The following is a 26,134-nucleotide window of genomic DNA, read 5'->3' as shown; positions in this document are numbered from 1 at the left end:
TTAGGCTGTTATTTTCCTTTTCCTAAATATTCATTTATATCTTGTCTCAGCCAGTCATAATGGAACAGCCGTTTGTAGGCAACATTCTTCTTCAGCATAATTTCCACATTCACCTGACTGTTCTGGTAACAAGTTAATTCGTTCTTGAATTGTTCATTATGTTCGGCAAGCCGTTTAATCTCCTGTTCACGTTCCCGGCGCAGTACCGTACACACCGGAGTGAGAAGTTTCATCACCACATTGTCCATCACATGATGCCCCTGCATATATAAATAAGTGGTTTCCGGCATCAGTCCTAATTCTCGCAGTTCAGTGCGCAACGCATTCACTTGGTTGATGCTGCTGAAGAAACGTTTCTTCAGTTCCGCCAGTTTTTGGTTGACACGCTGTTGCAATGCTTCCAGACTCTTTTCCGGATGCTTGAGGCTTATCTCACACAAGGCAGTATAAGTGTGGAAGTCGTACATTGGGAAGGTGTAGGTGTCCCGTTGGCGGTAGAACCATATATTCCACAGGAAAAGAGGATATACGATTTCGGAATACCTTTTCAGGTAAGCATTGAAATCAAAGATAAAGCGGTCGTTCAATGTGGCTTGTACGCATACTTCATGCAGACTTTCGGCAAAACAATGGTAGTTCTCAATGGCGTACGTATAGGTTTGGAATATGTATTTGTTCCGGTTGATTTTGCGGGAAGTATTGGTGGCTCCCTGCAACAGGAAGTCATAATCGCTGTCTACGCAGGCTATCAGACTTCTTCCCAACTCGGCTGTATTCAACGTGTTCATGAGAACCATCTTTTTCCCTTTCGCGAGGGAGTTGGCGGAAGGGAGCATCACTTGGAAATAGTGTTCGTCATCTTCAAACTCTTCAAGCAGCGTACGCCAGAATGCGATATCGTCATAGCTTTCTACGTAAGCAATGATACGCCGGCGAGCCTTCTTCGAATAAAGTTTGTGGGCTGCGTTGAAGTAGGAAGAAGTCAGGTTATCTCGTAGTGAAGTTGCCATGTAGTTAGTGATTAACGGTTTAGTGATAAGTGATTAATGGACGGGGGATACTTTAAATCCGTCTGCTTCCGTCGAGATGTCACTCACTTCCGTGACGGCATCCAGCCAGCCTTCCATAATGACGGCAGGCGAATGGGTAGTCAGGATAATCTGTACATTCGGATTCAGTTCACGTATCATGGCTATCAGTTTTTGTTGCCATTCTATGTGGAGTGAGGCTTCCGGCTCGTCCATAAAGAGTACGCAATGGCTGTTGTCCTGCACGAGTACGGTGAGCAGGATGACGAGCATTTGCTTTTCACCGGAAGACAGTTTGTAGGGGAATAGCAGTTCACCATCCTGATAGAAGGCGATGTCGTTCCGTTTTCGGTCTATCTTCTTGCGGGTGTAGCTGAAAAGTTCGTCAATCATATCTTGGAAACGACGCTTGGCTATGGACAGGGTGGCTGCCCTGCGGCGTTCTTCTTCATCAGTACTGGAAAGCATTTCTATCATTTTATTGCCGATGTTGACCTGGTAGTCGAGGTAACGGCGTTGCAAGAGATAGAGCTGCCAGTCGAGTTCGGACTTTACATTCTTATCTGCCATGCGGGCTGTGAAGTCACCCATAATCAGGGGACGGTCGTAGCTACGGATTACATCGTAAGGGATATAGGTGGCAGCGGGATTGTCGAAGAAAAGGCGCACTCCGTTCTTTTCGTCACTTTTCATTTCGCCGGAAAGTTCTTCGAGATAACCAACGGAACGGTTCAGAATGGTGGTCTTCCCCACTCCGTTGATGCCGGAAAGGATGTTCACATCGGGACGCAAATCCCATCCTATATTAAAGCGCTCCCATAGCCCATGGATTTCGATACGACGGATATAATTGGCCTGTTGTTCCATAATATTCAAGTTTAATCAAGGCAAATATAAATAAATCATCCGACAAAGTTGCTAGTAAACTCATCAAATTCAGAAAATACAAGAATAAAAAACTACCTTTGCAGCCGTTTTCTCTTTTCAGATGTTATTCTTATTAAGAAAATATATCGCAAACTAAATCTTGTCAACATGAACAAAAGTAAGAATTTGCACGGTCACCTATTTGCACTTACAGCAAACGTCATGTGGGGGCTGATGGCACCTATCGGCAAGTCTGCCCTCCAAGAGTTTTCAGCCCTTTCAGTTACCACCTTCCGTATGGTGGGAGCAGCGGCAGCCTTCTGGATACTTTCCATGTTTTGTAAACAGGAACAAGTGAATCATCGGGATATGCTGAGAATCTTCTTCGCTTCGCTGTTTGCTTTGGTATTTAATCAGGGAGTATTTATTTTCGGGCTGTCCATGACTTCGCCTATCGACGCTTCGATTGTTACGACGACTTTACCGATTGTGACCATGATTGTAGCTGCTATTTATCTGAAAGAGCCGGTTACAAACAAAAAAGTACTGGGAATTTTCGTAGGCGCCATGGGAGCACTTATTCTTATCCTGAGCAGCCAAGCGGGAAGTAATGGCAATGGAAGTTTGATTGGCGACTTGCTTTGCCTAACTGCACAAATCAGTTTCTCCATTTATTTAACCGTATTCAAGGGACTGACTCAGCAATATTCGGCAGTGACCATCAACAAGTGGATGTTCGTTTATGCTTCAATGTGCTATATACCGTTCTCTTATTACGACATTTCCACTATCCAGTGGGCTTCTATCTCTACTGTCGCTATCATTCAAGTGCTTTATGTAGTGTTAGGGGGAAGTTTCCTTGCCTATCTCTGCATTATGACAGCACAAAGACTGCTTCGTCCTACGGTTGTCAGTATGTATAATTATATGCAACCGATTGTAGCTACGATTGCTGCCATTATTATGGGAATCGGTAGTTTTGGCTGGCAGAAAGGACTTGCCATCGCACTTGTATTTCTTGGAGTATATATTGTGACGCAAAGCAAGTCGAGAGCTGATTTCGAGAAAGCGGGAAAGGAATTATAATAGTCTATAATCAATATTTAGACACGGACCAGCTAGAGTTCACGGTTTTAGTAAATCAAAGAACCGTGTTATTAGCGTTATCCGTGCCTAAATAGTTTCAGTCTAATTTGCCAGAATCGTCACTTCCGCACCGGATGCAAAGTCCTGTCCGTTCTGCGAACTCAAAGCAGTAAAGCGAATATAACGAGCCTTCACCGGCTTGCTGAACATGACTCTCTTTTCCTTTGAATTATTAGCAAAAGTTCCTTTTTGGACCGGGTCGCCCCATTCTTTGCCATCCATGCTGACTTGAATAGAGTAATCCTTTATGTTACCGTTATTTCCATTCTGACGAGGCAGATATGTAAAGCCTTTAATTTCCTTCATCTCGCCAGCATCAAGGTCTACCCAATGTGGATACTTGGCAACGGTTACAGAATACATTGTATGCCATATTGTGCTTGGATCACCATCAACCAAGTTAGCCGCATCCCCGTCACCCGATTCCTGACTGCTGGCATACACCACCTGCATCTGGATACTTTCTATCTTTTCAAACTTCATAACGGCACTGATATCCGGATTATCCTTGTACCATGCTCTCACAATGCCGCCATTACGAAGAGGAATAGGTTCCGTATACTCCTGTACTTTCTTACTGCCGTCAATCGTGTAGCAGAATACAGCATCTTTTCTTGCTGATGTCAACTCTACTATTCCGGCAGGAGTACGTGTAATAGACAAAGGAATATCCCCGGCCGGAGCAACATTGGCAACAGCAGCCAACTCCTTGCCACGAACAGGACGAATAATAAATCCCATATTATGCTGACCGGCAAATACCCTGTCCTGAACGAGAGGACCACCTTGACCGCAACTGTTACCACCCAAACCGGTAACCGCACAATCCAGATGCAAATAGGTATCACCTGCTTCGGGCAACTGGTAAGGATGAGACGCCAGAATTAAATCAAGAGCAGAATATTGAAGTGCCGAAACCGAGAGACGATCGGTAGCTATAAAACTAGCTCCCTGTCCTGCCTGATTGGTCAACGCACACCAGCGGACATCTTCATGGTTGCCCATATCCTGCGGTTTTGGGAAATTCACAAACTCGCCCGCGACCGTATTGGTATGCAGCTCAATAAACTGACCGCTTTTACGATCCGCATAGTTATCAATCGGGCCACGACCATAATAAGTAAAGTTAGTATATTGTTGAGGAACTTTCATTACATAGCCAAGACGGGGCAAAGTCAGAGTGGGACGATTGGAAGTGATGCCGGACTGCAATTCGACAGAGCCATCCGGATATACCGTCCATACTTGATTGGTAATAAACTTAAAGTCATTATTGCCAAAGACCTTGTCTGTCAGTTCCACAATACTATTCTTACCGGAACTTGTGCCGCCTTTGATGCTTGCAGCATTCGGAGCCTGAGATTCTACGGTAAAGTTCAATACCATCTTACCCTCCTTCTCACGAGTGGTAAACTCTATCAGCTTGTGCTTCAAGTTATGCAAGCCATATTCAAACCAGGGAGCATAGAACCAGTTATCATTGTTTGTAAAAGCACGAAGCGCATCCAGTTTCGGGCCGTTGCCATCCGCAATAATCGTTTCATCACCATATTTCAGACTATAAAGACTTCCGGTTTGCAAATCAAACTTCATATCAAAACCTTCTCCCTTTATCTCGATTTTTTTTGTATCCGGATTCATGTTAGTCTTCAAAGTTCCGGTAGCAGTAGCAGCAGCCACTTCACTGATTAACGGACGATCCGTAGCTTCCTTAACCAATACCTGTTCTTCTGCCATCACAAAGTCCTTGCCAGCCCATGGCCTTTGGTCTTTCAGCATGAACTGCATCTTCACAAAATATTCTGCATCCTTTTTAAACGCAGTACGGTTATAGGGAAGAGATATTTGCATCCTCTGACGGGGAGCCAAATTTATGTCTTTTATCAGAGTCGCCTGAACAGCTTTGCCATCCTTATAAACCGACCACATCAAATAATAATCGTCTGCCAGATTCTTGAAATAATATTTATTGAAGACTTCGAATACACCTTTTTCAAGGTCGACCGCTTTTACATCTATATTCTGATATACTTTCTTCACTTCATAATATTGTGGCTTCGGTTCCAAATCACCGAATACGATTCCGTTCATTACAAACTGCCCGTCATTGGGAGTATCACCGAAATCACCGCCATAAGCCAAATAGCGTGTCCCCGTCTTCGGGTCGTAATTGTACATCGACTGGTCTACCCAATCCCAAATAGCACCGCCACAAAAGAAATTGGTAGCCTCCATAGCATCCCAATAATCCACCAGATTGCCGCAGGCATTACCCATCGAATGGGCATACTCCGAAATATGGAAAGGATATTTGATATCATATTTCCCCTTGACCGCACCGCGTACCCAGCCAATAGACGGGTATTGGTTAGAGCCCATATCCACAATATCATTGTTTCGTTCGTACTGTACAGGACGGGACAAGTCGAACTTCTTCAACGCATCATAAGCCGCCACAAAATTCTTACCCGGTCCGGCTTCGTTGCCCAATGACCAAATAACAATAGACGGATTGTTGACATTCGCATGTACCATCTCCATCACACGCGCTACATGCGCATTTTTCCATTCAACGGGATGAGAGAGGGAAGCAGCACCATAATAATATTCGTGCGATTCAATATTCGCCTCATCTTCCAAGTAGATGCCGTACTTATTACACAAGAAATACCAATAAGGGTCATCCGGATAATGCGAATTACGTACATGATTAATATTGGCACGTTTCATCAACATAATTTCCTTCTCCATCATCTCACGGGTGATGGCATGTCCCACTGCCGGATTAGATTCATGGCGGTTTACGCCTTTCAGTTTGACAGTTTTTCCATTGATATAGTAGTAACGTCCTGCAAGCCCGAATTCGTCCGCCGATGCAGGAGTATCTTTGATTTCCACCTTACGGAACCCTACAATAGTAGAAACCGTTTCAATCGTCCTATTCTTCTTATCCTTCAATTCGGCTACAAGCGTATAACGATAAGGAAACTCTGCCGACCATTTATTCGGAGCTTTTACATGAAATACAGTCTGAATCCTGCCCGTTCCGTTCGGTTCAATTTTCTCCATGACAGGAGATAAAACGCCATCCACCAATGTATTCTCATCAGAGTAGAGCTTGTTGGTATACAGTGAATAATACACTTTATAGTTTTTCACCGCTTTCTTATCCAAATTACGGATATCGGCATTGATAGTCAAAGAACCATCCGTATAAGCCGCATCCAAATCAGGAGTAGCCACCAAATCGCGGAAATGAACCTTGGGAACCGAATACAGAGCTACCGTACGGAAGATACCCGGCAAACGGAACATATCCTGAGCTTCCAGGAACGACCCGTCCGAACTGCGATATACTTCGGCAGCTACCGTGTTCTTACCCTTATGCAGATAGGGAGTTATATTAAAATTGGCAGTGTTGCGTGAGTTTTTGGAGAAACCTACATATTTACCATTAATCCATAGATAGAAGAAAGAATCCACCCCACCGAAACTGATAAAGATTTCACGTCCGTCCCAATCCTGCGGTATATCGAAATCACGACGGAACGAACCCACTTCATTACGAACCTTATACGTTGTCCAGTTAGTAGGCGGCGTACGCATCACTCCCCCGCGCCAGTCGTCCACTTTCACGCTATGCTGGAAGATAACCGGCTGGTTGACATAAATAGGTGTTCCATACTTCTGACTTCCGTCCTTCTGAATACCGTAAATATTCCAACTGGACGGCACTGGGATTACATCCCATGAAGCCACATCGAAATCTGTCCGATAAAAATCCTTCGGGCGGGAATCCGGGTCAGGAGCCCAATGGAACTTCCAGTCCCCATCGAGCGACTGCCAGTATTTACTGTTCTCAGGCAATACTTTACGGGCGCTTTCCAAATTTTGGAATGAAAAGAAATAAGCATGAGGCTGTTCCTTATTCAATGCCAGATTTTCGGGAGATTCCCATTCATTTCCTGTCGGGGCATTCACCGAAGCATACGTAAAGCCCTCTAATGGTTGGTCTGCAAAACTTTGCGCTGTGAGGGTGCAGCACAAAAGACCGGTTAACAAGGTTTTGTTCATAAGGTATTTAAGTCGATAAAAATTATTCATGTCATATATCTATACTTTTCGCTCTATAGTAAATACACACGAAAAGCACATCATCCCGAATGAACAATGAAATTTTTAACGTATTTTCTCTAGATTAAAGATAAATCATCGAAATAAGTATCAAGCAAACTTTTGGCAGCAATAAATGAAGTCAGATTGCCACTCAACACCTGACGCTCTTTTTCCAGAAGCATCGCTTCAATCTTCGGGTTATGATAGAAACTGTCGCGCAGTTGCTCGTTGATGCTTTCATACATCCAATATTTGCTTTGTTCGTTACGGCGATATTCAAAATAACCGTTCTCTTTTACAAAGTCAATATACGCATATACCATGTCCCATACTTCCTTGACACCTAAATTATAGAAGCCGGAATATGTCAGAACTTGTGGTGTCCAGCCCGATTCGGATGCAGGAAACAGATGCAACGCATTGCGGAACTGAGAGGCAGCCTGTTTGGCGCGTTCCAGATTATCACCATCCGCTTTGTTAATCACAATGCCGTCCGCCATTTCCATGATACCGCGTTTGATACCCTGCAATTCATCTCCTGTCCCCGCCAATTGAATCAGCAGGAAGAAGTCCACCATTGAATGAACAGCCGTCTCGCTCTGTCCTACGCCAACCGTTTCCACAAAAATCTTATCGAATCCGGCAGCTTCACAAAGCACAATCGTCTCACGGGTCTTGCGTGCCACACCACCCAACGAACCAGCCGAAGGGCTAGGGCGGATAAATGATTTAGGATGCACGGAAAGCTGCTCCATGCGAGTCTTGTCTCCCAAGATACTGCCTTTACTGCGCTCACTGCTCGGGTCGATAGCCAATACAGCCAGCTTCCCGCCTTTTTCGAGCACATGCAGACCGAATACATCTATCGACGTACTCTTTCCCGCACCGGGAACACCACTGATTCCTACCCGGATAGAATTGCCGGAGAATGGCAGACACTTCTCTATCACCTCCTGGGCGACAGTCTGATGTTCGGGTTTCACACTTTCCACCAGTGTCACAGCCTGACTCAATATAGTGACATCACCTTTTGTTATACCTTCCACAAACTCAGCTACCGAAAGCTGGCGTTTTTTAGGTTTCCGTTTCAAATAAGGATTCACAGACGAAGGTTGCTCAATGCCTTTGTTGACAACGAGTCCTTTGTATTCTTCACCATTTTCAGGATGTTCCATGACAATAAGATTTAGCGTTTGATATTGATTTCGACTTTCGGGCGCATCGGGTCGTTTGTTATCATCAAAATACGTAAATGATGTTTCTTATTACCTACATCACGCTTGCGAATCGTCACTTTGAGCTTCGTCATTCCATCCGGCGGAAGTACCGTTTTCTTCAGGCTCACCCCTACCGATGAATTAAAGACTTGCAGTTTACTAATAATCAGCGGCGTCTTTCCCGCATTAGCAATCAATATATCATAACTAGCCTTTTTCTTCTTAATCAACGGCACGCTGAGGTCGATATCCGTTTCCGAAATACGCATAGCAGGAGCATTCAGAGAATCTGTAGCCGTCATACGTGAGAAATCGGGAAGAAGAATAGCCGAGACAGGTATTTCGTTATCTTCGCTCACCTTATCACCGGCGAAACGGGAAAGGTAAACCGAAGTCTGTGTCAATCCGTAATCTTTCAACTGGCTGGCATCCAGCGTCAGTTTGACTGTCCCTTTCTTTCCTTTCAACAGGACTTTCGGTTCCGCTTCCATTTTGAGATAAGGCGGCAAATGCATCAATACCGGTTCGTACGGACGGTCGGACAGGTTAGCTATATTGAAGGTGAATGAAGGCTGCTGACCATGATATACATCAGTGAAAGCAAACTCGTCACGGTCCAGACGTATATTTCCGATAGCATATGGAAGAATCTTTGTAAAATCCTTCACTTCCTGCACCACCTCTCCGGTAAACTTCAGATAAACCAGATTCGGAGTAGCATTGCTATATATCCCGACCGACTTTTCAAAACGTCCCAATGCTTTCGCATCAAAAGAAGCCTTTACCGTTCCTTTCGCTCCCGGAGCAATCGGCTCCTTTGTCCAGTCGGCAACGGAGCAGGCACAGGAAGTAGTGACATTAGTAAGAACCAACGGCTGGTTACCGGTATTAGTTATTGTATATTCCACTGTCACCGGACGTTTCCACTCTATTTGTCCAAAGTTGTGTGTCTCTTTATTCGAAGAGATACGGGGTTGGGCAACGGCTGCCAAAGCGACAGTAAGTAGAAAAAATATAGATAGTAAACTACGTTTCATGCGATACATTTTATTTGGTGCACAAATGTAGCTGTTTTAGATGAGATATTGATTGGATTGAAAGGATTATTAACGGTGAACGCCAAACGTTCACCGTTAATAAATAATTATTTCACTTCCACCGTCATTGAGGCGGAATGTGAAGCATATTCCGGCGCATAGGCACATTGCATGGTCGCCAGTCCCGTTTCATAGGTTCCTGTACGGCTCACGCGGTAACTATATTCCAGCACATACACCCCTTTTCCGAGATGGTCGAAGAAGAAGTTGGTGGAAGCGTCCTTGATGTCTACATAATAACCGATTCCGTTGTCCCAGCGATAACCGGATACACTGCCGATAGGTTCGAAGCAAGCTCCACGCTGGTCTTTCAACTGTACGAAATCCATTGCACGGTCTGCACGGATACTCAGGCGTGAAACGACTTTATCCCCCACCTGAAGCACCGTCTTTGACGTAACAGGTTGCAGTTGCGGCGCGTTGTCCACCATACGTTCCACATACAATTGCTTCTGTACATTCAATTCACCGCCCTGCTGTCTCACATCACTTATCGGTGATTCGTACTCCGCATAAACAGCCCCCCAGGCAATACCCGGATTTCTCTTTTCCACTTCAATCTTGCGGGCGTCCACCACATTCTTCTGCGTAAACGAACGCTTGATGTATCCCAGTCCCGGAACGGTAGTCTTGCTCGGTGAAACTGTTTCCATCACTTCATTGGCAATCACGATACGTACGTCGCCCTGGTTATCGAGCAGGTTAGTGCCTTTCATCAGTAGCGCATATACCGCATCAGCAGTAGCCACCGGAGAGTTCCACTGCTGCGTTTGCTTCTGTTTCAGCAACCAGAGCTTCATTTCCTCTACCGTCTCCGTGTTGCCGCCAATCAATTCCAATGCTTCCATCACGTCTACGTGGGCCTGCATCTTCATTCCGCCCCACGTATAAGGATTCTCGTTGAAAGCAAAGAACATGCCCTGTTCATCCGTTTTCGTCAGATGTTCTTTCAAGGAAGCGACAAACTCCTGCGCTTCTTGCTTACGTCCGGCTTTATCAAGCACGATAGCAGCGATAGCCTTGGTATCCATCGAAGCTGACGGAAGCAGTTCTTTTACCTTGGAGAGATAATAAGCGTAAGCCGCTTTATTAGCCGCAGGAACCTGTTCGCCGGAAATGGCGATAATATACAGATATTGCAGGATACCGCTTGAAACTCCTGTGAACTTCGCTCTCTCTTTCTGTGCTTTAAGAATATTCTTATACTCATCCAAAGCCGACTGGTGTAGATACTTCAACGCATTAGTCTGCAAAGAAAGCGCGGTTCCGCTCAACTTCTCGCCAGTCAACAAGGCAAGGCGGGCGTTCAATTCCGCAATATAAGCAGTAACATAACTACTGCCGTTCATACCTTTATACCATGACCATGCGCCGTCGGAACTCTGTAACTCCTGCAACCTTGTCAAGGCAGCGATATTGTTGCTGCGGATATTGTTCAAATCAAACAGTGTAGCGATACGCTCTTTCTGTTGTTCTTCGGTCTGCGCTTCGAGTACCCACGGCGATTCGGACAAGAGGATATTCTTCACTTCCTGATTCTTTTGCAGATTGCTGAGGAACGTCTCTTTTGTACCACCTTGAAGTTTCCAGCTATCGAACACTGCCTTGATACGTGGCTGGCCGTTCATTATATATGAAGCCAATGTATTCGCATAATAAGCAGTAGCCCACGAAATAGCATTATTATTGACCGGAAGACTCAAAGAGGGCAATGCCTGAATAGCATACCAAGCAGGATTTCCGGTAAATTCAATTGTCAGTTTACGGTCGGTTGCCGTCTTGCTGTGCTGATTGAACAGGCTATCGAGTGAGAAAGTACGGGTTTCTTCTCCACGTACAGGCATCGGAAGCGTCTCTACCAGATGTTCTTTGTTGCTGAGCACCGGAAGCAATTGTTGTTCTCCGTCGCTGAATGTGCCGCTATCGGCTATCATCCGGCATCCCAGTATTTCGTATTTATCACTTACGGTAAACATGAAGTTCACACCAATCGTCTTTCCCGCCTCAACGGAGAATTTCTGTTTCTGTGTACTGACCACCTTTTCCGTCATCGGGTCGAAAAGAACCATGCTTACTGTTCCCGCTTGCAGCTTACCTGTCATGTTGGAGATAGAAGCTGCAATGGAAGTTTTATCCCCTACACGTACGAAACGCGGCAAATTGGGAGTAAGCATAAATTCCTTGCTGGTGGTGGCTTCACCGTCCAGTGTTCCTATCAACATTCCCTTTGTATGAGAATATCCGCGGAAGTTCCAGCGTGTCAGACTTTCGGGCATGGTGAATGAGAAGGAAATCTCCCCTTGCTCGTTGGTACGGAGTTGCGGATAGAAGAAGGCTGTTTCGACAAGATTCGTACGCAGGTCGGCAGGGGCTTCGGGAAGTGTTTCCTCTTCGGAGGACGTATCCGCTTTATCCAGTATTTCTGTTTGTCCCCAACCTGCCGTAAATTCTACTTCTTGGGCAGCATCGGCTACCATAGCCGGTGAAGACATCTCCTTCTTCACGCTCCGGCTCGCCACTCCACGTATCATAATCCTTCCTTGTGCCGATGCACCATATATTGCCGCATTGTTCGTTACCGCAAGCAATTCTTCAACGCCAAATCCCGGCTGCACGACAAATCTGTCATACAACATTGCAGGCACTTTTAGATACTGGTTATTCCACCAGTAATTGAACGAATTATTTCCGGCATACCCGCTCATCCAATTAAAATAAGGGAGTATCTGATTGTAGTACACCCGTAATTCCTGCTTATGATTCCATATTTTATCCAGTGAGGCATCATACATCGTTGCCAGCATTTCCGCATCGGCAGCCTGTCCTTGCGGGGTCTTAATTGTCAGTTTCCATTCTTCCTTTTGTCCGGGACGCAACTTGTCGCGGAACACTTCCCACTTCATTGTCAGCGTCTTATCCGGCAGGCGTTTCTTCACTTGAATCTGTTCCTGATATACCTGCCCGTCTCTCACCATGCAGAAATTCACACAGATACCATCACCATAACTTTCCTCATACGGATAGTTAAATCGCACAATCGTATCGGATAGGTTCAGCATCTTACTTTCCAACAGTTTATCACCGGAGAACACATTCATCATCACATAGACATCTTTTTCCGAAGTCCCGAAACAGAACACTGCCGGATGGGCAGCATCAAACTCCGTATTCGGCGCATAAAACCACACGGTAGACTGTACAGGCGGACGTTTATCTTCTTTGGAGAAAAGAATGGTATGGGTGTCTGCCGTCACTTCCTTGCCCTGGCTGTCTTTTACCGATGCTTTCAGTACATAAGCTCCCGACGGAATATTCTCCCAGTTGAGCATCATGTCCTCATTGGAAGTAAACGTTCCCGTCGCAACCGGGCTCTCGCCCAAATCTTTAAAATCTTTATCTTTCGCAGCATACAGGGCATAATTTCCTTTCACTTCCACAGGTTGTCCGTTCAAGTTCTGCGCATTAAACACGATGCTGAACGGCGTATCCTTACAAGTCTTTTCCTGCAACTCCGGCTGCAAAACCAACGAACGGCTACCTGCTGAAATCACGTCCGTAGAGGACTGAGTTTCACCCGCCACATTGGTAACAGTAGCTTCAACAGAATAACGATAGTAAACCTTATCATTATTCTTATAAGCGTCACTTTCTTCCAGGCGAACCGGTATCGTGAATTCTCCATTCGCGTCGGCAGTCACTTCACCAGAAGCAAGCTGTGTAGATTCCGAGATTCTCCAAAAACTGTAAGTAGAACGCTTCACGGTATATTTCACCGGAAGGTCTTGAAGCAGCACACCGCTATAAGATTGTATCTTCCCTTTCACCTGCACCTCATCTCCGAGCTTGTAACTTCCCATCTGTTTTTCAAAAGTTATGTCGAATGTCGGACGTTTATAATCTTCCACACGGATATTCGTCCTGCCGTCTCCTGCCGTCAAAGAGAACATTCCGTTCAGGCAAGCCGAAGGCAATGCAAAATCAACAGTAAATGAGCCAAAGTCATTGGTACGTACGGACTTCTGTCCCACTTCCTGATTATTTGCGTCCAATAAAACGACTGTGTAGTTTTTGTTCGGAAGCACGTTTGCCGTATCCGAATTCTGTGTATAAGCAATACCTTTCACATACACTGTCTGACCGGGACGATACAGAGAGCGGTCGGTCAACAGCGTCATACCTTCAGTCACCTTGTACGCATCACCGTAATACCCGAAACTTCCACCATAAATGCCTTGTCTCGGCATCGCCGTATCTGCACCTTTCGAAGCTTTCAGATACCGGTATTCGGATTTCCAAGGGAATACGACCCTACCGTCTTCTCCCGTCGTAAACTCCTGCAATACTTTCTCTACATTATTATATAGTGTAATTTTTGTATTGGGAACGGGATGACCGGTCTGTCCGTCCAATGCCACCACTTCATATTGATTCCCAGGCAGACGGCATGTCAGCACTTTGAAACGTGTCACATTAAAGTTGCTTTCGCTATCTCGCTTCGCACGAATATCCGGCACGATGCGCATCACATAAGAACCGAGGTCGGGAGCCTTGAACGTGAATACTGTATCTTGTGTACGGTAATCCTGCGGACGAAGAACGGAGTAATGCTGCTCTTTCACCAGTTTTTTCTCCCGATACAGCCGTAGGGTGAATCCGTCCAGATTCTTATGGAAGACATCCAGCTTTATCTCTTCATTCGGAAAAGCCTGCCCCGCTGCCCTGACGTTCAACGAAGGCGCTAAAATCTCTTCCCGAAGATTCTTCACTGCATTTATCCTGCGATAATTCGGATAAAGGCGAATCGCCTCATCACAGAGTTGCAAGGCATTGATTTGTTGTTCTTTCTCAATAGCATAGCGGGCCTGCGCCAAATAGACTTCCGCGCTAACAGGTTCCGACGCAAACTTGCTTTTCAATGTATTCAACGCTGTCAGGTACGTATCTTCAGTCAATCCCCGACGCCCTGCCTTAATTTTTAAAAGCATGACACTTCTATCCGCATTACGTCTCCACTCCAAATAGTTGAGTGCAGTCAAAATGTATCCTTCTTTCAGACCGGCAGCCTTATAGGCGGCAATCATGTTGCCGTAGATATTTTTAATATCCTGTTTCACAGGTGAAGGCATGGTGTCATTGAAGCCGATGCGCCCCAGTCTCTCTATTTGATTCAAAGATTCGATGCCACGGGAAGCCAGCAGATGATACATATCATGGTGATAATATTCGCTAGTCTCGCCCAATTCAATAAAAGGGATATAATTCCGTGAGGAAGTTTTAAGCAACAATACCGAGTCAGCCAACGCTTCCTTTATATTTGCCCGTACTTTCTCTACGAACATATTTGCCGTCCATTCGCGCATATCGACAGAAGGGGTTTCCCCTACAATTTCCGTCCTTTGCCGGAGTTGCCATTGGTTGCTGGCAGCATAATTCGCATAGATGCCTGCTATCAAGGAGTGTAATATTGCACGGTCCATCGGCTGTTCTGTCTGCTTTGCCCATTGTTCCAGACCTTTCAGACCGACATAGAAACTGTCGGGAGTCAAAGTCTCCTGAGTTTTCATCCGCCACATATAGGCTTTCAGCATTTGGGCGGAGTTCTTTTCTTTCTCTCCTTTCTGATAAATCTCGTCAGTCAATTTGATTACCGTTTTAGGCAAGCTCTTCTTTTGCGCCTGCTCTACTTCTTTCCATAATTTGTCGAAAGTTTGTGCCTGTACTGCCGGAATCACTCCTAACCCAAACAGCACCATCATGCAAATCTGCTTTATTTTCATAATCTTTTTAGTTTAAGTTCGCTATAAATATCACAGTATAAATAACAAAGTAAAGAAATAAAGTTTAAAGAATCATCTTTTTTTGAATAAATATAATAGATTTGTACAATAATAACGGTTGTTATGACAACAGTAATTACCCAATAATTCCCCTCTCCACAAATTTATTTTTTCGTTTTTATCTGCCACCTGCAACATTTCGTTTATATCACATCTGCTATCAACAGTTCTCTGCATATCCGGTTCCGTTTCCATATATAGAAACTCCGGTCTCCAGCTATGGAAACGACAGTGTCCACGTAGAGAAACTCGAATTTCCATATAGGGAAACGACAATGACCTGTCTGGGAACGGGAATTACGAACCTGGGAACGGGAAATTAAGACTTAACATATAATGTATTACGCCTAGACATAAAAAAAGTGGGGATAGCGTTTTCAATAACGTATCCCCACTATAAACTTAGTTAATGTACTTTTTCTCATTTTTCAATTCTGTACCCCCATGCAAGCATTTCGTTACGACCTACTTCACTGAGGATTTTTCTTACTAAAGAACTCATTTTCTTTGCCATAATCTTTAAATCTTTAAATTACTAATTCCTGAAAACTAAAACTTTTCTTTGGGGCTTATATTAATCGTTGAATATCCCCAAACATGTACATCGGCTTCACCGAACTTTCTAAACAATCTTTTTAAACTTTTCATTTTGTTATCCTCCTATTTACATGTTATACAACACAAAAATACAGCCTTTGTTTATACATCGCACATAAAAACGAGATATTTTATGTTTTATAGCATATTAATTGATTTGCATCAATTAATTTAATTATTAAAGAAGAAATTTACAACAATCCCGGCAACAAATAAGACAAAAAGGCACGGAAGAAATGTCATCCGTGCCTTTTCCATAGGATACCTATTATATAATAGGAAAGAATTATTTTATTGGGGTTTGTTCCAAAGTAGCCACAAGGAAGTCATAAAACTTCTGTACGGTAGGAATCAGCGCTCTTTCGTCCGGTGAGTGCGGTGAACGCAATGTAGGACCGAAGGAAATCATATCCAATCCCGGAATAATAGCACCGATGATACCACATTCCAGACCTGCATGAATAACTTTCACTGCAGGTTCTACGCCAAACTGCTGTTTATAAGATGTTTTCATCGCATGCAGAATCGGTGAATTCACATCGGGCTGCCAACCGGAATAGCCACCTGTCATCTCTACCTTCATTCCTGCCATAGAGAAACAAGACTCAAGACTGGTAGTGAGATATTCCTTCATGCTATCACTGGAGCTACGAGCTAAAATCTTAATAGCCGCCTTACCTTCGCCAATCGTAATAATGGCAAGATTGGAAGAGGTTTCCACCGTATCAGGTACAGTCGGAATCATACGTGTCACACCATTCTGACAAGCAAAAATCGCATCAATCAAGTTATCCTGAATCTCTTCGGGCACTTGACCTGCCGGAAGTTCCACACGTTCTGCCGTGAAACTAATCGGAGTTTCGATAGCCGAATACTCTTCATTGAACAAGTCTTCGCAATATTTCACCAAACCCAGCAGTTCTTCTTCATTCTCGGCAGGGATGGTTACGACTGCATGCGCTTCACGCGGAATGGCATTCCGCATATTGCCACCTTCCCAACCAGCCAAACGAGCTTCGTAACTTGCAACAGCTTCACGGATAAAGCGAACCAGCAATTTATTGGCATTGGCACGTCCTTCGTTGATTTCCAAACCGGAGTGTCCGCCACGCAAACCTTTCAGCGTAACTTTAACTGCGATATCTCCTTCTTCCGGAGCCACTTCCTTATATTCCAAAGTAGCAGTAACATCCATACCACCGGCACAACCGATATACAATTCGCCTTCATCCTCAGAATCAAGATTCAAAAGAATCTCCCCATTCAACGTACCCGGTTTCAAACCGAATGCACCGTACATTCCGGTTTCCTCGTCTTTAGTAATAAGGGCTTCCAAAGGACCGTGTTTCAAGTCTTTGGCTTCGAGCACAGCCATGATGGCAGCTACACCAAGACCGTTGTCAGCCCCCAAGGTAGTACCTTTCGCTTTTACCCAGTCACCGTCTATATATGTTTCAATCGGGTCTTTTTCAAAATCGTGCACTGTATCGTTGTTCTTTTGAGGAACCATATCCATATGCGCCTGAAGAATAACGCCCTTCCGGTTTTCCATACCCGGAACCGCAGGCTTGCGGATAATAACATTACCTGCTTCGTCGACAAAAGACTCCAAGCCCAAGCCCTTTCCAAAATTAATTAGAAAGTCAGTCACTTTTTCCATATGCCCTGACGGACGAGGAATCTGAGTCAACGAATAAAAATGCTTCCACACATTCTGTGGAGCTAGAGAAAGAATTGTACTCATAACAAATATTTTAACACTGTTTTAAATCTAATAATTAAACAGTGGCAAGTTATGGAAAAGTTTTCAGATAGCAAAGGACGTTAACAAAAACATTCATTTCAAAGACAACATTCGCATATCATCCAAGGATTTTCTTTTGAAAAAACATCATTTCCGATGTCTATTAGTAAACGGCAGAACTGCCAAACCATAGACACCCAACAAAACAACCAGAAAAGTTTGAATGCCATGCACAATAAGGGCAAATACTCCAGCATCTGTCACATTTACTCCATAAAGCATCATCATAGAAATAACAGCGAAATGCCACGGCCCCGCTCCATTAGGAGTAGGCACAATCACGGCAAACGTACCGCCTACAAACATGACTAAAGCTGCCATCATACCCAAATGGGCAGTAAAAGCAAAGCAGTAAAACGTAAAATAGAAATGAAAAAAGTAACACGTCCAAATGGCTAATGTATAGAATATGAAGAGGGGGATATTGCGCACGCTTTTCAATGACATGATTCCCTCCCATATATTGAGGACAAATCCTTTCACTCTTTCATAAAAAAACAACGTCTTCCTTAAATAATAAAGAAGTATCACTACTCCGATGAAACAAAACAGGACAATATAGAACCAGACAGATGTCAGCAGATGCAGCATGGAAGGTATCTTCGTCCCTGTCTGTTGAAGGAAAGTGACAAACACCGGCATTTGCAGTAACACGGTAATCCCTGTTATCAGAAGGATTGTCAGTGAATCGACCAGCCGCTCGGTAACTACCGTACCCAGTGATTTGGCGAATGATACATTATCATATTTGGCTAATATACCGCAACGACTCACTTCGCCTATTCTGGGAATGACCAGACTGGCAGCATAAGAGACAAAAACGGCATTCACGCAATCGCTTCTCTCCGGAAAAGCGTCCAGTGGCTCCAACGTCTGCCGCCACCGCCAGCCACGAAACACTTGGGCAAGAACTCCGAACAACAGTGAAAAAAGCATCCACCACCAGTTTGTGCCATGTAGCAATACATCGCCCACCTTTGTAAAATCAAAGCCACGATATACCCAAAACAAAATAAAGCCGCCCAAAACAATCGGTAATATAAGTTGCAGCGTCTTTTTTAACAGTTTCTTCATCCTTTATTCTTCATTAGCTTCGCCGACACATCATTTATTTTCTAAATAGTGGCAGGTTCTTCATTTAAAAGAATTACCTTTGTCGGCTGCAAAAGTAATTATTTAGTTGGTAAATGAAATTAGTAAAGCCTAAAAAGTTTCTCGGACAGCACTTTCTGAAAGATTTGAAAGTTGCGCAGGATATTGCCGATACAGTCGACACTTTCCCCGAATTGCCCGTTCTCGAAGTAGGACCGGGCATGGGAGTACTGACTCAGTTTCTGGTAAAAAAAGATCGGTTGGTAAAAGTCGTAGAAGTTGACTATGAATCGGTTGCCTATCTCCGCGAAGCCTATCCGTCACTGGAAGACCATATCATTGAAGATGATTTTTTGAAGATGAATCTCAACCGGTTGTTCGACGGCAAACCTTTCGTTCTGACCGGTAATTACCCGTATAATATTTCCAGCCAGATTTTTTTCAAGATGCTGGACAATAAGGATATTATACCTTGTTGCACGGGAATGATTCAGAAGGAAGTGGCGGAACGTATCGCTGCCGGACCGGGCAGCAAGACATACGGTATTCTCAGCGTACTGATACAAGCGTGGTATAAAGTGGAATATCTGTTCACTGTAAGCGAACATGTATTCAACCCGCCCCCAAAAGTAAAAAGCGCCGTTATCCGCATGACACGCAACGAGACTAAGGAGTTGGGATGTGACCCCAAGCTGTTCAAGCAGGTAGTAAAAACTACTTTCAACCAACGCCGCAAGACACTACGCAACTCTATCAAACCGATTTTAGGCAAGGATTGCCCGCTGACAGAGGACATATTATTTAATAAACGCCCGGAACAACTATCCGTAGAGGAATTTATCGACTTGACCAACAAAGTGGAACAAGCATTGAAGACGGTCGGCAGCAACGAATTGTTGACAAACCAAAATGAGTAGAGAACGGGAATTTGTAATTCGTAATTTGTAATAGACAACAATGAACGAGGAATACATTGACAACGTAAAACATCTTATCGAACAGAAAGATGCCGATAAGGTAAAAGAACTTCTCATCGACCTTCATCCGGCCGACATCGCTGAATTATGCAATGACCTGAACCCGGAAGAAGCCAAGTTAGTCTACCGACTGCTCGATAACGAGGTAGCCGCCGACGTACTGGTCGAAATGGATGAGGATGCCCGTAAAGAGTTTCTCGAAATGCTTCCTTCGGAAACTATCGCCAAACGTTTCGTCGACTATATGGATACGGACGATGCCGTAGACCTGATGCGTGAACTTGACGAGGACAAACAGGAAGAGGTTCTTTCGCATATTGAGGACATCGAACAGGCAGGTGACATTGTAGACTTGTTGAAGTACGATGAAAATACCGCCGGTGGTTTGATGGGTACGGAAATGGTGCTTGTCAATGAGAATTGGAGTATGCCCGAATGTCTGAAAGAGATGCGCCAGCAGGCGGAAGAGCTGGACGAAATCTATTATGTATATGTCATCGACGACGACGAACGCCTGCGAGGTATTTTCCCGCTCAAGAAAATGATAACCTCCCCTTCTGTATCAAAAGTGAAACACGTGATGCAGAAAGACCCGATTTCGGTACATGTGGATACGCCTATCGACGAAGTGGTACAGGCAATTGAAAAGTATGACTTGGTGGCTATCCCCGTTGTCGACAGTATCGGCCGGCTCGTCGGACAGATTACGGTCGATGACGTCATGGACGAAGTCCGTGAACAATCGGAACGTGACTACCAGTTGGCTTCCGGTCTTTCGCAGGACGTAGAAACGGACGACAACGTGCTCAAACAAACAACGGCTCGCCTTCCATGGCTGCTTATCGGCATGATTGGCGGAATCGGAAATTCCATGATATTAGGCAATTTCGACTCTACGTTCGCCGCTCATCCAGAAATGGCGTTGTATATCCCGCTAATCGGTGGTACAGGTGGGAATGTCGGAACACAGTCTTCGGCTATCATCGTGCAAGGACTCGCAAACAGTTCGCTGGACGCTAAAGATACATTCAAACAAATCACGAAGGAAGCGGTAGTGGCCTTAATCAATGCTACTATTATTTCGCTATTGGTATATACCTACAATTTTATCCGGTTCGGAGCAACGGCTACGGTTACTTATTCCGTATCTATCAGCTTGTTTGCCGTGGTGATGTTCGCTTCCATTTTCGGAACACTGGTGCCGATGACTCTTGAAAAACTTAAAATCGATCCCGCCATAGCGACAGGTCCGTTTATAGCCATTACAAATGACATCATCGGCATGATGTTGTACATGGGAATTACGGTTTTATTATCATAAAAATGAAGTAAACAAAAAAAAATAAGCAAAATAGTATGAAGTAATCGTTTTATTTCATTAATTTGTGACCCAAAACTAATATACAATGATGGACGCCCATGACACTAATCAACCCTTGAACCAAGGGGAATTAGAAGAAGAAAAGAAAACAGTCGAGGTTTCTGAACCTATTACAGAGACTCCAACTGAAGAAGTTACTGCCGAAGTTCAACCTGAAGCAGCTCTTAAACCTGCCACTAAGGAAGATGTACTAAACCGATTGAAAGAGCTTGCGCAGGATGCCGAGAATGCAAACAAGCAGGAAATTGACAACCTGAAACAATCATTCTACAAGTTACATAATACTGAGCTGGAAGTTGCCAAGAAGCAGTTTACAGACAATGGTGGCGCCGTTGAAGACTTTGTTGCCCAAGAAGATCCGATAGAAGAAGAGTTCAAGCGTCTGATGGGAGTCATTAAAGACAGAAGGAGCAAACTGGTTGCCGAGCAAGAGCGGCAGAAAGAAGAAAACCTGCAAGTTAAACTTTCCATTATAGAGGAACTGAAGGAATTGGTGGAATCCGGCGATGACGCCAATAAATCCTATACGGAATTCAAGAAGTTGCAACAACAATGGAATGAAACAAAGTTGGTGCCGCAAGGCAAAGTGAATGAACTTTGGAAGAACTACCAATTATATGTAGAGAAGTTCTACGATTTACTGAAACTGAACAACGAATTCCGCGAATATGACTTCAAGAAGAACTTGGAAATAAAGATGCATCTCTGCGAAGCTGCTGAAAAGTTGGCTGACGAGGAAGATGTGGTTTCAGCTTTCCACCAACTCCAGAAGTTGCACCAGGAATTTCGTGATACGGGTCCGGTGACAAAAGAATTGCGTGATGAGATTTGGAACCGCTTCAAAGCTGCGTCTACCGCTGTCAACCGTCGCCATCAGCAGCACTTCGAGGCTCTGAAAGAAACGGAGCAGCATAACCTGGATCAGAAAACGGTTATCTGCGAAATCGTAGAAGCAATAGAATACAATGAGCTGAAAACATTCTCAGCTTGGGAAAACAAGACCCAGGAAGTCATTGCCCTGCAGAACAAATGGAAAACCATCGGTTTTGCTCCCCAAAAAATGAACGTGAAGATTTTCGAACGTTTCCGTCATGCCTGCGACGATTTCTTCAAGAAAAAAGGAGAATTCTTCAAGAGCCTGAAAGAAGGAATGAACGAGAATCTGGAAAAGAAAAAAGCGCTCTGCGAAAAAGCGGAAGCGTTGAAAGACAGCACGGACTGGAAAACAACCGCTGACGCGTTGACCAAACTCCAAAAAGAATGGAAAACAATCGGTCCGGTATCCAAGAAACATTCGGATGCTGTCTGGAAACGTTTTATCTCAGCCTGTGATTATTTCTTTGAACAAAAGAACAAAGCTACTTCTTCCCAACGCTCTGTCGAAATAGAGAATATGGAGAAAAAGAAAGCGTTAATTGAAAAGTTGTCTGCCATTGACGAAAACATGGATACCGAAGAAGCCAATACACTCGTACGCGATTTGATGAAAGAGTGGAATGCCATCGGCCATGTACCATTCAAAGAGAAAGACAGATTATACAAACAATATCATGGTATCATCGACCAATTGTTTGACCGTTTCAACATCAGTGCTTCTAACAAGAAATTGAGTAACTTCCGCTCGAATATCAGCAACATACAAGGCGGCGGCTCTCAATCCCTGTACAGAGAACGCGAGAAACTGATGCGTACTTATGAGAATATGAAGAACGAACTCCAGACTTACGAAAACAATCTGGGCTTCCTTACTTCTACTTCCAAAAAGGGCAGCAGCTTGCTGACCGAACTAAACCGCAAAGTAGATAAATTGAAAGCGGATTTGGAGCTGGTATTACAGAAAATCAAGGTGATTGATGAGTCAATAAAGACAGAAGAGTAACCTTTCCCTGCTTGATTTAGAAATATAAAAAACAGGTTTTATCACGCCTATAGGTGATAAAACCTGTTTTTTGTTATCTACACGTTACAGAATATCAAAAAAAGAGCATTCGTGCCACCGAATTAGTCACCGAATTAGCGTCAAACTTTTTTCGGATGGTATTTGTCAAAGCACAAAAAACCCGCTAAAAATGCAATTTTAGCGGGTTTTGTCATTAAAAAGCTGGTATTTTGTTGGGCTACCTGGATTCGAACCAGGAATGACAGGACCAGAATCTGTAGTGTTACCATTACACCATAGCCCAATGCTTTTCGTTTGCGGGTGCAAAGATACAAATAATTTGGGAAATCAAAACATTTCTGCTGTTTTTTTTGCTAAAATCCTAAAATTAGCTTTTTATTGGCAAGTATCTCCACTAAAAAACACAAAAATTGGGGTATAACTTTCTTGTATCCAATAAATCAGCGTATATTTGTCAAAAATATCACGTTTATAACTAGAAACAAAGGACTGTCTTTTTTTGTTATAAACTAAAAGAACATGAATTATTAATTTCAATTGTAAGAATGAACAATACTAAAGTATTAATTGAAAAAATAAAAGAAGGAATTCAAGAGAAAAAAGGTAAAAACATAATTATTGCCGATTTAACCAGTATAGAAGATACCATCTGTAAATATTTCGTTATCTGTCAGGGAAACTCTCCCAGCCAAGTAAGTGCCATTGTAGATTCAATCAGAGAATTTACACGCAAAGGCGCTGACAGCAAACCTTTTGCCATTGACGGACTTCGGAATGCGGAATGGGTAGCTATGGACTATTCTGATGTATTAGTGCATGTTTTTTTGCCGGAAACAAGAGATTTTTACAACCTTGAGCATCTTTGGGCAGATGCTAAACTTACTCAAATCCCCGATTTAGACTAATTTACGATTATGGACAATAATAGCAATAATAACAGCAGCAATAAACCTAACAATAAGGTTAATTTGCCGAAGTTCAATCTGAACTGGATGTATATGATTATTGCCCTGATGCTTCTCGGCCTCTGGTGGGGCAGTGATTCAAAGGGTGCTGGAAGCAAAGCTGTCACTTACAGCGAGTTTCAGAATTACGTTAAAAATGGGTATATCAGCAAAGTATTGGGTTATGAAGACAAGTCTATCGAGGCATATCTGAAACCAACTGCAGTAGGTGCCGTATTTGGTGCGGACTCTACAAAGGTAGGACGTAACCCTATCATCACAAGTAGAACCCCATCTACTGATAAACTGGAAGAGTTTCTACAGACTGAAAAAGAAGCTGGTCATTTCGACGGCACATCGGATTATCCCCCTAAATCGGATATATTCCCTGCTATCCTGATTCAGATACTTCCGCTTGTTCTGCTGGTTGCTTTATGGATATTCTTCATGCGGCGCATGAGCGGCGGTGGTAGCGGTGGTCCCGGCGGTGTATTCAACGTAGGAAAATCAAAAGCCCAGCTTTTTGAAAAAGGCGGCTCTATCAAAGTTACATTCAAAGATGTAGCAGGTCTGGCAGAAGCCAAACAAGAAGTGGAAGAAATTGTAGAGTTCCTGAAAGAACCTCAGAAATATACAGATTTGGGTGGTAAAATTCCCAAAGGGGCATTACTAGTAGGTCCTCCGGGAACCGGTAAAACTTTGCTTGCCAAGGCTGTTGCCGGCGAAGCGAATGTACCTTTCTTCTCATTGGCAGGTTCCGATTTCGTGGAAATGTTTGTGGGTGTAGGCGCATCCCGTGTCCGTGATTTATTCAAGCAAGCAAAGGAAAAAGCTCCTTGTATCGTCTTTATTGATGAAATTGACGCTGTAGGGCGTGCACGTGGCAAAAACCCTGCAATGGGTGGAAATGACGAACGCGAAAACACCCTTAACCAATTGCTGACAGAGATGGACGGTTTCGGTTCTAATAGCGGTGTTATCATCCTTGCCGCTACCAACCGAGTAGACGTATTGGACAAGGCACTTCTCCGTGCCGGACGTTTTGACCGTCAGATACATGTAGACCTGCCCGACCTAAACGAACGTAAAGAAGTATTCGGCGTACATTTGCGCCCGATTAAAATAGACGACACAGTAGACGTAGATTTACTGGCACGTCAGACTCCGGGATTCTCCGGTGCGGATATTGCCAATGTCTGCAATGAAGCGGCATTGATTGCCGCCCGTCACGGAAAGAAGTTCGTAGGCAAACAGGACTTTTTGGATGCCGTAGACCGTATTATCGGTGGTTTGGAAAAGAAAACCAAAATAACAACCGAAGCCGAAAGACGCTCTATCGCTTTACATGAGGCAGGTCACGCTTCCATCTCATGGCTATTGGAATACGCCAATCCGTTGATTAAAGTAACAATCGTTCCTCGTGGACGTGCGCTGGGCGCTGCCTGGTATCTGCCGGAAGAACGCCAGATTACTACTAAAGAGCAGATGCTTGATGAGATGTGCGCAACTCTCGGTGGACGTGCGGCTGAAGATTTATTCATGGGACGTATCTCAACAGGGGCCATGAATGACCTAGAGAGAGTTACCAAACAAGCATACGGCATGATTGCTTATCTAGGAATGAGTGACAAATTGCCTAACCTGTGCTATTATAACAATGAAGAATATTCTTTCAACCGTCCATACAGCGAAAAGACTGCCGAACTCATTGATGAAGAAGTTAAAAAGATGGTAAACGAGCAATATGAACGTGCCAAACAGATTTTATCCGAACATCGAGAAGGGCATAACCAACTGACGCAACTATTGATTGACAAAGAGGTAATCTTTGCGGAAGATGTTGAGCGTATCTTCGGCAAACGTCCCTGGGCTTCCCGTTCGGAAGAAATCATGGCAGCAAAAAAAAGCCAGGATGCAGCAAATGCAGAAAAGCAGCTTGCTGAAAAGTTGAAAAAAGAAGAAAAAGAGATTAAAGAAGAGGAAGCTAAAAATACCGAAGAAGAAAAAGCTTCTATGGAAACGAAAGTTACCGCAGAAGGAACAAAAGTGACCGTAGAAAGAAATACAACTACGGAAACTGAAACTAACAAGGAAAAATAAGCTACCAAATCCAACTAATTAAAACACACTG

General features: G+C 44.0%; 13 protein-coding genes, 1 tRNA gene and 1 pseudogene. 6 read left to right on the top strand and 9 right to left on the bottom strand.

All coding sequences use genetic code 11. From position 1 onward, the window contains the following. Positions 1 to 8: 8 nt before the first annotated feature. A complete protein-coding gene (locus CLIN57ABFB40_RS16935; RefSeq protein ID WP_175631162.1) occupies positions 9 to 1,010 on the bottom strand; it encodes a DUF4435 domain-containing protein in 1,002 nt (333 codons plus the stop codon). Between the two features lie 33 nt (positions 1,011 to 1,043). Next, a complete protein-coding gene (locus tag CLIN57ABFB40_RS16930) occupies positions 1,044 to 1,895 on the bottom strand; it encodes an AAA family ATPase (RefSeq protein ID WP_175631161.1) in 852 nt (283 codons plus the stop codon). Between the two features lie 168 nt (positions 1,896 to 2,063). On the opposite strand from CLIN57ABFB40_RS16930, the gene CLIN57ABFB40_RS16925 reads away from it, so the two are divergent. Beyond that, entirely contained in the window at positions 2,064 to 2,981 is a 918-nt protein-coding gene (locus tag CLIN57ABFB40_RS16925) for a DMT family transporter (RefSeq protein WP_175631160.1), read from the top strand. A 102-nt stretch (positions 2,982 to 3,083) separates the two neighbouring features. On the opposite strand, the gene CLIN57ABFB40_RS16920 is transcribed toward CLIN57ABFB40_RS16925, so the two are convergent. The 6 genes and pseudogenes from CLIN57ABFB40_RS16920 to CLIN57ABFB40_RS16895 form a co-directional block, all read right to left on the bottom strand. After that, positions 3,084 to 7,115: a glycoside hydrolase family 2 TIM barrel-domain containing protein gene (locus CLIN57ABFB40_RS16920; protein WP_175631159.1), complete on the bottom strand. Its 4,032-nt coding sequence runs from the start codon at positions 7,113 to 7,115 to the stop codon at positions 3,084 to 3,086. A gap of 119 nt (positions 7,116 to 7,234) precedes the next feature. Further along, entirely contained in the window at positions 7,235 to 8,332 is a 1,098-nt protein-coding gene (meaB, locus tag CLIN57ABFB40_RS16915; RefSeq protein ID WP_175631158.1) for a methylmalonyl Co-A mutase-associated GTPase MeaB, read from the bottom strand. Positions 8,333 to 8,343: 11 nt separating this feature from the next. Continuing rightward, positions 8,344 to 9,411, bottom strand: coding sequence for a DUF1573 domain-containing protein (locus CLIN57ABFB40_RS16910; protein ID WP_175631157.1), 1,068 nt, complete (start codon positions 9,409 to 9,411; stop codon positions 8,344 to 8,346). Positions 9,412 to 9,518: 107 nt separating this feature from the next. Continuing rightward, positions 9,519 to 14,591, bottom strand: a pseudogene (locus CLIN57ABFB40_RS16905) (alpha-2-macroglobulin family protein); the annotation flags it as partial. 1,600 nt (positions 14,592 to 16,191) lie between these two features. After that, entirely contained in the window at positions 16,192 to 17,649 is a 1,458-nt protein-coding gene (locus tag CLIN57ABFB40_RS16900) for an aminoacyl-histidine dipeptidase (protein ID WP_175631155.1), read from the bottom strand. 147 nt (positions 17,650 to 17,796) lie between these two features. After that, entirely contained in the window at positions 17,797 to 18,783 is a 987-nt protein-coding gene (locus CLIN57ABFB40_RS16895) for a lysylphosphatidylglycerol synthase transmembrane domain-containing protein (RefSeq protein WP_175631154.1), read from the bottom strand. Positions 18,784 to 18,896: 113 nt separating this feature from the next. On the opposite strand from CLIN57ABFB40_RS16895, the gene rsmA reads away from it, so the two are divergent. From rsmA to CLIN57ABFB40_RS16880, 3 genes are all read left to right on the top strand, one after another. Continuing rightward, positions 18,897 to 19,718, top strand: coding sequence for a 16S rRNA (adenine(1518)-N(6)/adenine(1519)-N(6))-dimethyltransferase RsmA (rsmA, locus tag CLIN57ABFB40_RS16890; RefSeq protein WP_175631153.1), 822 nt, complete (start codon positions 18,897 to 18,899; stop codon positions 19,716 to 19,718). A 40-nt stretch (positions 19,719 to 19,758) separates the two neighbouring features. Then, positions 19,759 to 21,099, top strand: a complete 1,341-nt coding sequence (gene mgtE / locus CLIN57ABFB40_RS16885; RefSeq protein WP_175631152.1) for a magnesium transporter — start codon at positions 19,759 to 19,761, stop codon at positions 21,097 to 21,099. Positions 21,100 to 21,184: 85 nt separating this feature from the next. After that, the gene (locus tag CLIN57ABFB40_RS16880; RefSeq protein ID WP_175631151.1) at positions 21,185 to 23,038 is read left to right on the top strand and encodes a DUF349 domain-containing protein; all 1,854 of its coding nucleotides are present in this window, start codon (positions 21,185 to 21,187) and stop codon (positions 23,036 to 23,038) included. A 233-nt stretch (positions 23,039 to 23,271) separates the two neighbouring features. Here the strand turns inward: CLIN57ABFB40_RS16880 and CLIN57ABFB40_RS16875 are convergent. Further along, positions 23,272 to 23,342 (bottom strand) — tRNA-Gln (locus CLIN57ABFB40_RS16875). 262 nt (positions 23,343 to 23,604) lie between these two features. On the opposite strand from CLIN57ABFB40_RS16875, the gene rsfS reads away from it, so the two are divergent. Next, on the top strand, positions 23,605 to 23,964 hold the full coding sequence (gene rsfS, locus CLIN57ABFB40_RS16870) for a ribosome silencing factor (RefSeq protein WP_024987356.1): 360 nt from the start codon (positions 23,605 to 23,607) through the stop codon (positions 23,962 to 23,964). Positions 23,965 to 23,973: 9 nt separating this feature from the next. Next, the gene (ftsH, locus tag CLIN57ABFB40_RS16865) at positions 23,974 to 26,103 is read left to right on the top strand and encodes an ATP-dependent zinc metalloprotease FtsH (protein ID WP_175631150.1); all 2,130 of its coding nucleotides are present in this window, start codon (positions 23,974 to 23,976) and stop codon (positions 26,101 to 26,103) included. The last annotated feature ends 31 nt before the right edge of the window (positions 26,104 to 26,134 follow it).

Source organism: Bacteroides acidifaciens, assembly GCF_903181435.1.
Lineage (GTDB): Bacteria > Bacteroidota > Bacteroidia > Bacteroidales > Bacteroidaceae > Bacteroides.
This window is presented reverse-complemented; position numbering and strand designations above follow the sequence as displayed.